The following is a 12,623-nucleotide window of genomic DNA, read 5'->3' on the forward strand; positions in this document are numbered from 1 at the left end:
GACAGCATTCGAGGATTGAGACGAGACGCCATGGAAGACATCCTGATCAACTGGTCGCCGCAAGAGACGCGCGTGGCCGTGGTGGAAAACGGTTCGGTGCAAGAGCTCCATGTCGAGCGCACGCTGGAGCGGGGCCTGGTGGGCAATGTCTACTCGGGCAAGGTGGCCCGGGTTCTGCCGGGCATGCAATCGGCCTTCATCGACATCGGTCTGGAGCGCGCGGCCTTTTTGCATGTCGCCGATCTTCATCTGACCGGCACCCAGGCCGGGCGCAACCATCACGGCGAGGCCGGCGTGGCCACGCCGATCGAGCGCCTGGTCTTCGAGGGTCAGACCTTGACCGTGCAGGTCATCAAGGACCCGATCGGCACCAAGGGTGCGCGCCTGTCCAGCCAGATCAGCATCGCCGGGCGCATGCTGGTGTTCCTGCCGCAGGACGATCACATCGGCATTTCGCAAAAGATCGGCTCGCACGAGGCGCGCGAGCAATTGCGCGCGCGCATGCAAGCCCTGGTCGGCAAGCCGGAGGAGGGCGGGGGTGGCGGCTTCATCCTGCGCACCAATGCCGAGGATGCCAGCGACGAGGAGCTGGCCTCGGACATTGCCTATCTGCGCAAGGCCTGGGCCGCCATCCGCGAGCGCGCCTTCAATTCCCCGCCAGGAACCTTGCTGCACCAGGATTTGAGTCTGGTCGAGCGGGTGCTGCGCGACCTGACCAGCGAGCGCACCGGCTCCATCCGCATCGACTCCAAGCTGCAGTACGACGTGCTGCATGCCTTTGGCGAGACCTTCATGCCGGCGGCCACGGCCAAGCTCGAGCATTACCGCGGTGAGCGGCCCATCTTCGACCTCAACAACATCGATGCCGAGCTGAGCCGCGCGCTGGCCCGTCGCGTCGATCTGAAGTCGGGCGGTTATCTGATCTTTGACCAGACCGAGGCCATGACCACGGTCGATGTGAACACCGGCGGTTTTGTCGGCGCGCGCAATTTCGACGACACCATTTTCAAGACCAATCTCGAAGCGGCCGGCGCCATCGCGCGCCAGCTGCGCCTGCGCAATCTGGGCGGCATCATCATCGTCGACTTCATCGACATGACGCGCGAAGAGCACAAGTCGGCGGTGCTGACCGAGTTCCGCAAGCAGCTCAGCCGCGACCGCACCAAGGTCACCCTGGGCGGCTTCACCCAGCTGGGCCTGGTCGAGATGACGCGCAAGCGCACCCGTGAGTCGCTCTCGCGCATGCTCTGCGAACCCTGCCCGACCTGCGAAGGCCGCGGCCAGGTCAAGACCGCGCGCACGGTGTGCTACGACATCATGCGCGAGATCCTGCGCGAGGCGCGCCAGTTTTCGCCCAAGGAGTTCCGCGTCGTGGCCGCCGCCAATGTGGTGGAGATGCTGCTCGATGAAGAGAGCCAGCATCTGGCCGGCCTGTCGGATTTCATCGGCAAGCCGATCTCGCTGACCGCCGAGCCGACCAACCAGACCGAGCATTACGACATCGTGCTGCTCTGAGCGGTGCTGCCCGTGCCGTCAGGCGCTACATCGCCCATGCTGCGCTTCGGCTCCGGCGCCCTCAGGCAAAATCACCGTTATCGCCCTCGGCTTGTGCCCTGGGCCCATGACTTGTTCTCCATGAGCGCTTCCATGTCCGATCTGTTTTCGCGTCGTGTCCTTTTGCAGCAGGCGGCCGCAGCCTCTGCCGCCATGCTGGCGGGGCCTGCCCTGGCCCAGTTCCGGGTGGAAATCTCCGGTGTCGGCGGTTCGCAGCTGCCCATCGCCCTGCCCGATTTCCGTGACGAGTCGGCCAGCGGCCAGGCCGTGGCCGCCATCATCCGCGCCGACCTGGAGCGCAGCGGCCAGTTCAAGATCATCGATGCCGCGCCGGGCCTGTTCGAAGGCAGCGCGCCGAACTGGAGCGAGTGGCGCGGCAAGCAGGCCGATGCCCTGGCCGCCGGTTCGGTCAGCCGCCTGGCTGATGGCCGCTTCGACCTGCGCTACAAGCTCTGGGATGTGGTCAAGGGCGCCGATCTGGGCGGCGAAGCCCATGCCGTCACCGCTGAAGATGTCCGTTTGGCCGCCCACCGCATCGCCGACACCATCTACCAAAAGCTGACCGGCGAGCGCGGCGTGTTCGCCACCCGCATGGCCTACGTCACCCGTGCCGGCGGCCGCTACAGCCTGCGCATCACCGATGCCGACGGTGAAGGCGGTCAGGTCGCCCTGGCCAGCCCCGAGCCCATCATCTCGCCGGCCTGGTCGCCCAATGGCCGCGAGCTGGCGTATGTGTCCTTCGAGACCCGCAAGGCCGTGGTCTGGGTGCAGGATCTGCAGACCGGCCGCCGCCGCAAGCTGGCCGATTTCCGCGGCAGCAACAGTGCACCGGCCTTTTCGCCCGATGGCGAATCGGTGGTGATGACTTTGTCGCGCGAAGGCGGCTCCCAGCTCTTCGTGATGAACCGTGATGGCAGCGGTGTGCGCCGCCTGACGCAGAGCTCGGCCATCGACACCGAGCCGGTGTTTGCACCCGATGGCCGCTCGATCTACTTCGTCAGCGACCGGGGCGGCAGCCCGCAGATTTACCGCGTGGCGGTGGGCGGCGGCTCGCCCGAGCGGGTCACCTTCAGCGGCAACTACAACATCAGCCCCTCGGTCAGCCCGGATGGCCGCAGCATGGCTTTCGTCACTCGCTTGAACGGCAGCCAGTTCCGCATCTCCGTGATGGACCTCGCCTCGGGCGTGGTACAGCAGATCAGCGATGGCAGCGATGACGAAAGCCCGAGCTTCTCGCCCAACGGCCGCCTGATCGTCTATGCCACCCGTTCGGGCGGCCGTGATGTGCTGATGACCAGCACGCTGGACGGTCGCATCAAGGCGAAACTGATTTCTTCGCTTGCCGATGTGCGAGAGCCGACCTGGGGACCCTTCGGTCGTTGATTTCTTTGCAGTTCTGCAGATCGAAAGATGGCAAAGCTGTATGACAATTCGCGTTTGTCAATCCGCCGTCCAGACGGGTGGCTGGCTTTACTTTGATCCGAGCTTGAACCTCGAAAACGAAACAGGAGTGCTTTTCATGAAGATGACGCGTTTTGCTCTGTCCCTCGTGGCCGCTGCCGCTCTGGCAGGCTGCAGCACTGCAGTGAAGCTGGACGAGCCGGCACCGGTGGAAACCCGTCCGGTCACGCAAGCCGCGACGACCAACCCGGCTGCCAATGCCAAGCCCATGGCCGAGTCCAAGGTCCAGACCGTGGACCTGGGTGCTCAGCTGACGGCCGCTGTGGCCAACCAGCGCGTGGTGTATTTCGACCTGGACAGCTATGTCGTCAAGGACGAGTACCGCGGCCTGGTCGATGCCCACGCCAAGCGTCTGAACAACGACCGCAAGATTGCCCTGAGCCTGGAAGGCCACACCGACGAGCGCGGCGGCCGTGAGTACAACCTGGCCCTGGGCCAAAAGCGTGCCGAAGCCGTGGCCAAGTCCCTGAGCCTGCTGGGCGTGGCTGCCAACCAGGTCGAGGCCGTGAGCTTCGGCAAGGAGCGCCCTGCCGCTCAAGGCAGCGACGAAGCTGCTTGGTCCAAGAACCGTCGCGTCGAGCTGAAGGACAAGTGAGATGAAGCTGCCGCGGCTGCTGCCGTTCTGCCTGTTGCTGGCTCTGGCCTTGAGCCAGCCGGCACGGGCTGGCTTGTTTGAAGACGAGGATGCCCGCAAGGCCATTCTCGACCTGCGCGCCAAGCTGCAGCAAAGCGAGGACGCCCAGCGTCAGCGCGCCGAGCAGCTGAGCGCGCTGGTGCAGGAGCAACTGGGCCCGTTGCGCCGCAGCATGCTTGATCTGAACAGCCAGATCGACGGCCTGCGCTCTGAGATCGCGAAGTTGCGTGGTCAGAACGAGCAACTGGCACGTGATCTGTCCGAGACCCAGCGCAAGCTCAACGACCAGCTGCAGGCTTTTGATTCGCGTCTGAAGCCAATGGAGCCCCAGAAGGTGGCGCTCGACGGGCGCGAGTTTCAGGTCGAGCCTGAGGAGCGCCGGCAGTACGAGGCAGCCATGGGTTTGGTGCGTCGCGGTGATTTCGCTGAGGCCACCAGCGCGCTGAACAATTTTGCGCGCCGTTACCCGGCCAGCGGCTACAGTGATTCGGTGCGCTTCTGGCTGGGCAATGCCCAGTACGGCAAGCGTGACTACAAGGACGCCATCGCCAGCTTCAAGGCCTTCATCTCGGGCAACCCCGAGCATCCGCGCGCCGGTGAGGCACTGCTGGCCCTGGCCAACTGCCAGATCGAGCTCAAGGATGTGAAGGGCGCACGCCGCAGCCTGGAAGACCTGCTCAAGGCCTACCCGGGCACCGAAGCTGCGCAAGCTGGCAAGGAGCGCCTGGCCTCGCTCAAGTCCTGACCGTTCGCGCGGGCAGTCGCTTCTCAGCCTTGGCTGGATGCGTGCCGTGGTGACGATATCCAGAGGCCCTGCTTGCAGGGCCTCTTTTCTTTTGCCGACCTAAAATCCAAAGCCTGCCTTTCACTCTTCACAGGGGCGCCCGCGCGTCTGACCTTTCCCCATGGATGACACGCCGCTGAACCTGGGCACCGCGCCAAACTTCACATCCGATTTCCCGCCCGACAGCGAACGCCGTTTTGGCGGCCTGCGTCGCCTCTACGGTGCGGCCGATTACCAGCGCCTGCGTGGCCTGCATCTGGCCGTGGTCGGGCTGGGCGGGGTGGGCTCCTGGGCCGTGGAGGCGCTGGCTCGCTCGGGCGTGGCCGGCCTCACGCTGATCGACCTGGATCAGGTCTCGGAATCCAATATCAACCGTCAGATCCAGGCCCTGGGTTCGACCGTGGGCATGGCCAAGGCCGAAGCGCTGCGCCAGCGCATCCAGGACATCCATCCGGAGTGCCAGGTTCGGGTGATCGAAGACTTTGTGGAGCCAGGCAACTGGCCGTCCCTGCTGGGCGGGCCGGAGCAGGAAGCACAGCTGGACGGCCTGATCGACGCCTGCGATCAGGTGCGCGCCAAAGCCTGTCTGGCTGCTTGGGCGCGAGCACGCCAGCTGCCTTTCGTGACCGTGGGCGCCGCCGGCGGCAAACGCGAGCCGCACCGGCTCAGCATCGAAGATTTGTCCGAGACCACGCACGACCCCTTGCTCGCCTCGCTGCGCCAGCGCTTGCGCAAGGAGCATGGCGCGCCGCGTCAGGGCAAGCTGGGCGTGCGCTGCGTATTTTCGCGCGAAGCGGTGCACCGCCCCGCGGCCGAAGGCGAAGGTGCCGAGCTCTGTGATGTGGACGGTACGCTGAACTGCCACGGCTACGGCTCCAGCGTGGCTGTCACGGCCAGTTTCGGCATGGCGGCGGCCGCTGATTTGATTCAGGCCACCTTGGCACGCAAAGTCCGCTGAGCGGCGTTGTTGGGCTGTCCGGCAGGGCTCCCGGATTGCCTTCGCCGCGTCAGTCTTTGGCACGCAGTTGAGACATGCCTTCGAAGGTTTTTTGGAGCCTTCAAGAAAGTCGTTCAAAGCTCTTGCGAAGGCCAAAAATTCCTGGCTATAATGATGGGCTTCGCTTGATGGGTCGTTAGCTCAGTTGGTAGAGCAGCGGACTTTTAATCCGTAGGTCGCAGGTTCGAGTCCCGCACGACCCACCATCTTTTGATTTGCGAAGGTTGAAGCGCTCAGGCGCTGACCATCGATTAAAAAGTGCGAAAAAGCTGAAAGCGGAAATTTTTAAGATTTTCATCAAAACAGTGGGAATCGCAAAAATAGATGCTATACTGCAAGGCTTGCAAGGTTGTTAAGAAATTAACGCCAAGCAAGACAAACAAAGCGTGGGGCTCTTAGCTCAGTTGGTAGAGCAGCGGACTCTTAATCCGTAGGTCGAGTGTTCGAGTCACTCAGGGCCCACCAAAATTAAGAATGAAATCAAGCACTTAGCGCCAAGCGGCACTAGGTGCTTTTTTTCGTCCGGGTGCTGGTGCCAGTCTGGTGCCAGTATTTGATGGATTGCAGTGCTTCTTGACGCTCATTGCGCTCGTGCTTCGAGACCCCAGGCTCTGGACACTTACAGCCCGATCAGCGGGCTAGCCAACGTCGCCCCCAAAGTCAAAGATGCCCGATGGTGAAAATTCCGATTTGTCCTGTCGGTGTTGGTCGCCAACGGGCGATGCAGTCCTGGCTCGGTTGATCCTTGGTGGCGGCTCGAATCGCTCCGGTTCGATTCAGACAGCATTCAACATTTGGCCATTGCGGCCTGGTTCAGTTTGAGTCAGTTCATCGAACTTTGGTTGGTCCCTACAAACTAGGTTGGCCGACCCTGCTGTTCGAGCAAGCTCATCGAGCTAAGGTTGGTGTCCATGGAATCGGCGGTCGCCCACATCATGCAGTGAAGCGAGAAGCAGGCCTCCAATAAGATTCATTTTAAATATTGCTTTTGGGTGCGGATGGTAGGATAATAGATGCATTGTAAATGCATCTTATCGGAGGTCGCTTATGAACATCGACTCCCCCACCTGTGCCGTGCCCCCCGTCATTGATGTGCGTCTGATTCCCCCCGCGCAGCGCCATGGCCTGATCTTTCAGCGCTTCGAAAGCTTGCCGATTGGGGCTTGGTTCGAATTGCACGCTGACCATGAACCTCTGCCCTTGAAGCAGCAGTTCCAGTCCTTGTGGCCCGCTCAGTTCGATTGGGAGGTTTTGGAGGCTGGTCCGACGCAATGGCGTCTTCGTATCGGTCGGCGCCCGGCGGCTCAAAGTTGCTGCGGCTGCTGCAGCGGCGCCCGCTGAGCGAAGCGGCAGGAGGAGAGCAGGATGGGCACTGTGTTCGTTCAGTTGCAGGAGCCGCCTCGGCGGCACAGGTCCGGCCAGGGGTTGGCGCTCTGGGATCTGGGCTTTCGGCCGTTTTATCTGTTGGCAGCCTTGCTGGCCATGTTGTCCGTGCCTTTGTGGGCGCTGCAATTCAGCGGCTTGCTGGTCAGTGGAGGCTTGCGCGGTTCAGCCTGGCATGCCCATGAGATGGTGTTCGGCTATGCCCTGGCCATCGTGATCGGTTTTTTGTTCACGGCCGGTCGAAACTGGTCGGGGCGGGCCACGCCGACGGGCCGCCCTTTGATGGCGCTGGCGGCGCTCTGGGTGCTCGCCCGCGTGCTGGTGCTGACACCTTGGTTGTGGGCCTCTCTGGCGGTCAATGTGGCCGTGCCTTGGCTGGCGGCTTGGGGTTTGTGGCGGGCCCTGCACGCAGGCGGCAACCGGCGGAATTACTTCTTTGTCGGCCTGCTGCTGGCCCTTGGCTTGGCCACCGCTGCTTTGCATCTCGGGCAGTTGGGCCTGTGGGCTGCGCTTCAGCTTCCGGATGCACCGTTTCAAGGCCTGGGCTTGCCACTGGCGCTCGATCTGCTCTTGTTCATGATTGCCGTCATGGCTGGCCGTGTGCTGCCCATGTTCTCCAACAATGGTGTGCCCGGCATGAACGCGCGCCGTGAGCCTCGCCTGGAGCGCGTCGCATTGGCGGCGCTGCTGCTGCTGGCCGCCTGCGACGCGATGGGCATGAGTGGCCCGGTGATGCTTCTGGCGCTGCTGCCGGCTTTGCTGGCGCACAGCCTGCGCTTCGCGCTCTGGCAGCCTTGGAAGACCCTGGGCAACCCTTTGGTCTGGGTGCTGCACGCGGCCTACGCTTGGCTCTTACTGCACCTCGCTCTGCGTGCAGCGGCGGCCCTGGGTTGGCTGCCCGCGGCCTCTGCGACCCATGCCCTGACGGTGGGTCTGATCGGACTGATGACCCTGGGCATGATCACGCGCACGGCCCTCGGGCACACGGGTCGGCCGCTGAAAGCTGGGCCGGTGGGGACGGCGGCCTACCTGGCCTTGCTCGCGGCCGCTGTGCTGCGGGTGTTTCTGCCACTGCTGCTGCCGGCGGCCTTGCTATGGGCGGTCTGGCTGTCTGCCCTGTGCTGGACCTTGGCATTTGCCCTGTATTTGTGGCGTTATGGTCCCATGCTGCTGCGGCCCAGGGTTGATGGGCTGCCCGGATGAGAACGCGGACCCGTTCATGAAAACCAACAAGGATCTGCCATGCGTTTGACCACCATGACCGACTACGCCTTGCGCATGCTGATCTATTTGGGTCAGCATCCCGATCGGCTCTGCACCACGGCTGAGATCGCTCAGGCCTATGACATCTCGGAAGCCCATCTGACCAAGATCACCCACCAGCTCGGCCTGGGCGGCTGGATTCGTACCGTGCGTGGCAAAGGCGGGGGCATGAGCTTGGCTTTGGCGCCGGAAGACATCATGCTCGGCGAACTGGTTCGCGCCGTGGAGCCCGACTTCTACCTGGTGGAGTGTCTCGGCAATGGCAATGCCTGCAGCCTGACCGGCCGCTGCCGCCTGACCGGGATCTTCAACGAGGCGCTCGCGGCCTTCCTGGAGCAGCTGGATCGCCACAGCCTGGCTGATCTCCTGAGCCCGGCCCAGAATCCCGCCAGCGCCACGTCGCGCGGCGTGCCTGTGGGCTTGTCCGGCTTGAGCATTCAGCCCGTCCCCATCAAACGGCGCAGCCGAAAGCCCCATGAGCCACTCTGACACCCCGCGCTCGCCGCTGGGTTCGACGGCGCCCCGGGTGATTCCGCTGTATGTGGCCGAGGCCAAGGTCTACCCGCGTTCGGTCAGTGGCCGCTTTGCCAACTGGCGCTGGCTGATGGTCGCCCTGACCCAGCTCTTCTTCTACGGCGTGCCCTGGCTGCAGTGGAATGAACGCCAAGCCCTGCTGTTCGATCTGGAGGCTGGGCGTTTCTATGTCTTGGGCCTGATGTTCGTGCCGCAGGACTTCATCTACCTGGCTGCCTTGCTGGTGCTCAGCGCCCTGGCCTTGTTCTTCTTCACCGCCGTGGCCGGCCGCCTCTGGTGCGGCTACAGCTGCCCGCAGACCGTCTACACCGAGATGTTTCTGTGGATCGAGCGCCATACCGAGGGCGATCGCCAGGCGCGCATGCGCCTGGACCGTTCGCCCTGGTCGGCTGAGAAGCTGGCGCGCAAGACCGCCAAACACGGAGGCTGGTTGGCCCTGTCCTTGCTGACCGGCTTCAGCTTCGTCGGCTACTTCGTGCCGATCCGCGAGCTCAGCCAACAGCTCTTGCACCTGCAGCTCGCGGCTTGGCCGAGTTTCTGGGTGCTGTTCTACGCGGGCGCCACCTATGGCAACGCCGGGTTTTTGCGCGAGCAGATGTGCAAGTACATCTGCCCCTATGCGCGCTTTCAGAGTGCCCTGATTGATGCCGATTCGCTGATCATCAGCTACGACGCCGCCCGCGGCGAGCCGCGTGGCGCGCGTTCGCGCAAAGGGCCAGAGCTCGCGCTTGGCCAGACCGCCGATTGCGTGGACTGCACCCTGTGCGTGCAGGTTTGCCCCACCGGCATTGACATCCGCAATGGACTGCAAAACGAATGCATAGGCTGCGCTGCCTGCATTGACGTCTGTGACCAGGTGATGGACAAGGTCGGAGCGCCGCGCGGCCTGATCCGCTACGCCACCGAGAACGGCATCAAGAACCACTGGACCCGCGCCCAGATGCTGGCCCGGGTGCTGCGGCCGCGGGTGCTGATCTACGGCGCCGGCCTGCTGCTGCTGAGCGCCGGCTTTGCCTTCAGCCTGCAGCAGCGCAGCGAGCTGCTGATCGATGTGGTCAAGGACCGCAACACCATGGCCCGCCAGGTGGAGGACGGCGTGGTCGAGAACGCCTACCGCCTGCAGCTGATCAACCGCACCGAGCGGCCGCTGCGCCTGGTCCTGCGCGCCGAGGGCCTGGCCGGCCTGCAATTGCGCGCCAGCGGCAGTGGCGGCGGAAACGAAGGCGAGCTGCTGCTGGCGCCGGCCGCCATCGGCGCGCTGCCGGTGCAGCTGCGCCTGCCGCCGCAGGCCGGTCTGCAGCCGGGCACCCACACTGTCTTCTTTATCGCCGAGGATCTGGACCGCCCCGGCAGCCGCTACCGCAGCAAGGCGGTGTTCTACCTGCCGCGCTGATGATCTCGCCGCACCGCCCGCTGTTTGCCGCTGCCGCCGCGCTCTGGCTGGCCAGCGCGCTCTGGTGGGCGGCGCGCCTGTTGGCTTGGCTGAGCCCTGCGGGCGGCTTGCTGCCGGCGCCGGTGCTGCATGGCTTGCTGATGAGCCTGGGCTTTATGCCGCTGTTCATCGCCGGCTTTGCCTGCACCAGCCTGCCGCGCTGGCTGGACCAGGCGCCCGTGAACGGCAAGCGGCTGCGCCTGCCCGCCTTTGCGGCCCTGCTGGGTTGGCTGGGCCTGTTGCTGGCCGAGCACCGCGGCTGGCGCGGCGCTGCTGGCGCGTTCGCGGCCCTGCCGGGCCTGCTGCTGCTGGGCCTGGCGCTGGGTCTGCTGCGCCGCTGCGGCCGGCCGGGCGCGCGCCGCTCGGTCCATGCCTGGGGCATTGCCGCCGGACTGGCCTGGCTCGGCCTGTGCCAGCTGCTCGCGGCGCTGGCGCTGGCGCTGGGGTTCGAGCAGCCGGCCCTGCTGCAGACGGCGCAGCGCCTGGGCCTGTGGCTGGGGCTGGGCAGTGTCTTCATATTGGCCGTGCAGCGCCTGACGCCTTTTGTCCACGAGCAGGGTCGGCGTGCGCCTGGCCTGCTCGGCGGCCTGCTGCTCAGCCTGCTGCTGCGCGCCGGCCTGGACCTGGCCGAACTTCACGCCTGGCCGGTGCCGGCGCCGCTGCAGCTGCAGCTGCTCGCCGCCGCCTTGCTGGCTGGCCTGGCCCTGTGCGTCTGGCGCGATGCGCAGCGGCCCGAGCTGGCCGCCGCCCGGCGCACACCCCTGGTCGCCCAGCTGCACGCCGGCTATCTTTGGCTGGGCCTGAGCCTGGCGCTGGAAGCCTCGGCGCAGCTCGCCGCCGCACTGGGCCGCGCGGATTTGCAGCGGCCGCTGGCCATGGCGGCCCTGCATGCGCTGAGCCTGGGCTTTATGGGCACGACCTTGCTGGCCATGGCCAGCCGGGTCACTGCGGTGCAGCAGGGCCGCAGCGTGGCGGTGGACCGCGGCCTGTGGCTGATGCAGGGCCTGCTGCAGCTGCTGAGCCTGGCCCGCTTGGCCGCCGCCCTGGCGCCGGCCTGGCCGCAGGCCGGTCTGCTGCTCGGTGCCGCGGCCCTGGCTTTCGCCGTGCTGGCCCTGGCCTGGGCCTTGCGCTACGGCCCCTGGCTGTTGGAAAAAAGGAGCGTTTGAGATGAGCGATCAGAACCATGACCCGCTGCGTGAGCAGATCCTGCAGGCCCTGCGCGGCGTGGCCGACCCGGAGATCGGCGAGAACATTGTCGACCTCGGCCTGATCGAGTCGCTGCAGCTGGGCCCGCAGCTGGCCTCGCTGTTGCTGATCCCGACCAGCGCGACCTGCCCCATGGCCGACCAGATCATGGACGAGGCCGGCTGTGCCATCGAGCGCCTGCTGCCGGCCGACTGGCGGGTCGAGGTCGATATGGACTGGGCCATCGCCTGGTCACCGCAGCGCATGGCGCCTGCCCTGCGCGCCCGCCTGGGCTGGGGGGCGGAGGAGGGCGGTGTCGGACCATGAGGCCGGCGCAGAGCCCGCCGCTGGCGCGGCACTGGCTGCTGCTGGCCCTGCTGCTGGCGCTGCTGAACCTGCTGGCCGGTCTGTTCGGCGGCTTGCTGCGCCTGGGCAGCCTCCACGCCGACCTGGGCGATCCGGGAGCGCAGGCCCTGCTCGGACATGGCGCCTTCATGATGGCCGGCTTCTTCGCCAGCCTGATCAGCCTGGAGCGGGCCGTGGCTCTGCGCCGCGGCCTCTGGGTGCCGCTGGGCTCGGGCGCGGCCGGCCTGCTGGCCGCGCTGGGCCTGTGGCCCTGGGCGGCCGGGCTCTGGGTGTTGACGGCCCTGGGCCTGTGCGGCCTGTACCTGTGGGCGGCGCGTTACCGCGCGCTCTCGCTGCCGCTGGCCGTGGAGGCCAGTGCGGCCCTGGCCCTGCTGTGGGCGGCGCTGGAATTTGCGCTGGGTGCGGCCACCCAGGCGCGCTGGGGCTGGAGCCTGTTCCTGGTCTTGACCATCGTTGGCGAGCGGCGCGAGCTGATGCGGCTGCGGCCGCTGCCGAGCTGGGCCGCCCGCGCCTTTCTCATCGCCTGGGGCCTGCTGGCCGGCGTGGCCCTGTTGATGGGCCCGCTGCCCGAGCTGGCGGCGCGCCTGGGCTGGGCGGTGCTGGGCCTGCTGGCCCTGTGGCTGCTGCGCTTCGACCTGGCCCGGCTGCAGTGGCGCATGCCCGGCTGGGCCGGCCACACGGCGATCTGCCTGCTGCTGGGCTATGTCTGGCTGCTGGCGGCGGCTGCGGCCGGCCTGGCCGGCCAGGGCCAGGCCGGCGGCGTGGCCTGGCATCTGCTGTGGCTGGGCTTTGTTTTCGCCATGGTCTTCGGCCATGCGCCGCTGATGCTGCCGGCCCTGGCCGGCCTGCGGCCACGCCACAGCCGCTGGGCCCTGCTGCCCCTGGGCCTGATGGGCGCCAGCCTGCTGCTGCGCAGCCTGGCCGCGCTGGCCGGCCTGCCGGCCTGGCTGGCCCTGGCCGGCACCGGCCATGCGCTGGCGCTGCTGCTGTTCGGCCTCATCATGGCCTGGCTGCTCCGCCCGGCCTGATC

Annotated in this window: 12 protein-coding genes and 2 tRNA genes; all 14 read left to right on the forward strand. The window is 66.1% G+C overall.

Translation table 11 applies throughout. The features are described 5' to 3' along the window. Positions 1 to 30 precede the first annotated feature (30 nt). The 14 genes from rng (at position 31) to OOB33_RS12460 (ending at position 12,621) form a co-directional block, all read left to right on the forward strand. Positions 31 to 1,515, forward strand: coding sequence for a ribonuclease G (gene rng / locus OOB33_RS12395; RefSeq protein ID WP_102769920.1), 1,485 nt, complete (start codon positions 31 to 33; stop codon positions 1,513 to 1,515). 132 nt (positions 1,516 to 1,647) lie between these two features. Next, the gene (gene tolB / locus OOB33_RS12400) at positions 1,648 to 2,937 is read left to right on the forward strand and encodes a Tol-Pal system beta propeller repeat protein TolB (protein ID WP_442953005.1); all 1,290 of its coding nucleotides are present in this window, start codon (positions 1,648 to 1,650) and stop codon (positions 2,935 to 2,937) included. 136 nt (positions 2,938 to 3,073) lie between these two features. Then, entirely contained in the window at positions 3,074 to 3,610 is a 537-nt protein-coding gene (pal, locus tag OOB33_RS12405) for a peptidoglycan-associated lipoprotein Pal (protein WP_102769922.1), read from the forward strand. Between the two features lies 1 nt (position 3,611). Continuing rightward, positions 3,612 to 4,394 (forward strand): tol-pal system protein YbgF, encoded by a 783-nt coding sequence (gene ybgF / locus OOB33_RS12410; protein ID WP_102769923.1) that lies wholly within the window; start codon positions 3,612 to 3,614, stop codon positions 4,392 to 4,394. Positions 4,395 to 4,554: 160 nt separating this feature from the next. Next, positions 4,555 to 5,391: a tRNA threonylcarbamoyladenosine dehydratase gene (locus OOB33_RS12415; protein ID WP_271008889.1), complete on the forward strand. Its 837-nt coding sequence runs from the start codon at positions 4,555 to 4,557 to the stop codon at positions 5,389 to 5,391. Between the two features lie 169 nt (positions 5,392 to 5,560). Next, positions 5,561 to 5,636: transfer RNA gene (locus OOB33_RS12420), tRNA-Lys, on the forward strand. 183 nt (positions 5,637 to 5,819) lie between these two features. Beyond that, positions 5,820 to 5,895: transfer RNA gene (locus tag OOB33_RS12425), tRNA-Lys, on the forward strand. A 582-nt stretch (positions 5,896 to 6,477) separates the two neighbouring features. Next, a complete protein-coding gene (locus OOB33_RS12430; protein WP_271008890.1) occupies positions 6,478 to 6,771 on the forward strand; it encodes a DUF2249 domain-containing protein in 294 nt (97 codons plus the stop codon). 24 nt (positions 6,772 to 6,795) lie between these two features. After that, positions 6,796 to 8,016 (forward strand): NnrS family protein, encoded by a 1,221-nt coding sequence (locus OOB33_RS12435; RefSeq protein ID WP_271008891.1) that lies wholly within the window; start codon positions 6,796 to 6,798, stop codon positions 8,014 to 8,016. A 39-nt stretch (positions 8,017 to 8,055) separates the two neighbouring features. Then, positions 8,056 to 8,565 (forward strand): RrF2 family transcriptional regulator, encoded by a 510-nt coding sequence (locus OOB33_RS12440; protein ID WP_271008892.1) that lies wholly within the window; start codon positions 8,056 to 8,058, stop codon positions 8,563 to 8,565. Further along, positions 8,552 to 10,003: a cytochrome c oxidase accessory protein CcoG gene (ccoG, locus tag OOB33_RS12445; RefSeq protein WP_271008893.1), complete on the forward strand. Its 1,452-nt coding sequence runs from the start codon at positions 8,552 to 8,554 to the stop codon at positions 10,001 to 10,003. Before OOB33_RS12440 ends, ccoG begins: the two co-directional genes overlap by 14 nt. Continuing rightward, positions 10,003 to 11,208 (forward strand): NnrS family protein, encoded by a 1,206-nt coding sequence (locus OOB33_RS12450; RefSeq protein WP_271008894.1) that lies wholly within the window; start codon positions 10,003 to 10,005, stop codon positions 11,206 to 11,208. Before ccoG ends, OOB33_RS12450 begins: the two co-directional genes overlap by 1 nt. A 1-nt stretch (position 11,209) precedes the next feature. Next, positions 11,210 to 11,554, forward strand: coding sequence for a metal-sulfur cluster assembly factor (locus OOB33_RS12455; protein ID WP_271008895.1), 345 nt, complete (start codon positions 11,210 to 11,212; stop codon positions 11,552 to 11,554). Beyond that, a complete protein-coding gene (locus OOB33_RS12460) occupies positions 11,551 to 12,621 on the forward strand; it encodes a hypothetical protein (protein ID WP_271008896.1) in 1,071 nt (356 codons plus the stop codon). Before OOB33_RS12455 ends, OOB33_RS12460 begins: the two co-directional genes overlap by 4 nt. The last annotated feature ends 2 nt before the right edge of the window (positions 12,622 to 12,623 follow it).

It is taken from the genome of Paucibacter sp. B51 (assembly GCF_027863535.1).
Classification (GTDB): Bacteria; Pseudomonadota; Gammaproteobacteria; order Burkholderiales; family Burkholderiaceae_C; genus Paucibacter_A; species Paucibacter_A aquatilis.

Coding starts and splice junctions, on each gene's coding strand:
- OOB33_RS12415 (WP_271008889.1), top strand. CDS start 4,555: ATGGATGACACGCCGCTGAACCTGGGCACCGCGCCAAACTTCACATCC.
- pal (WP_102769922.1), top strand. CDS start 3,074: ATGAAGATGACGCGTTTTGCTCTGTCCCTCGTGGCCGCTGCCGCTCTG.
- tolB (WP_442953005.1), top strand. CDS start 1,648: ATGTCCGATCTGTTTTCGCGTCGTGTCCTTTTGCAGCAGGCGGCCGCA.
- ccoG (WP_271008893.1), top strand. CDS start 8,552: ATGAGCCACTCTGACACCCCGCGCTCGCCGCTGGGTTCGACGGCGCCC.
- OOB33_RS12450 (WP_271008894.1), top strand. CDS start 10,003: ATGATCTCGCCGCACCGCCCGCTGTTTGCCGCTGCCGCCGCGCTCTGG.
- OOB33_RS12435 (WP_271008891.1), top strand. CDS start 6,796: ATGGGCACTGTGTTCGTTCAGTTGCAGGAGCCGCCTCGGCGGCACAGG.
- OOB33_RS12460 (WP_271008896.1), top strand. CDS start 11,551: ATGAGGCCGGCGCAGAGCCCGCCGCTGGCGCGGCACTGGCTGCTGCTG.
- rng (WP_102769920.1), top strand. CDS start 31: ATGGAAGACATCCTGATCAACTGGTCGCCGCAAGAGACGCGCGTGGCC.
- OOB33_RS12430 (WP_271008890.1), top strand. CDS start 6,478: ATGAACATCGACTCCCCCACCTGTGCCGTGCCCCCCGTCATTGATGTG.
- ybgF (WP_102769923.1), top strand. CDS start 3,612: ATGAAGCTGCCGCGGCTGCTGCCGTTCTGCCTGTTGCTGGCTCTGGCC.
- OOB33_RS12455 (WP_271008895.1), top strand. CDS start 11,210: ATGAGCGATCAGAACCATGACCCGCTGCGTGAGCAGATCCTGCAGGCC.
- OOB33_RS12440 (WP_271008892.1), top strand. CDS start 8,056: ATGCGTTTGACCACCATGACCGACTACGCCTTGCGCATGCTGATCTAT.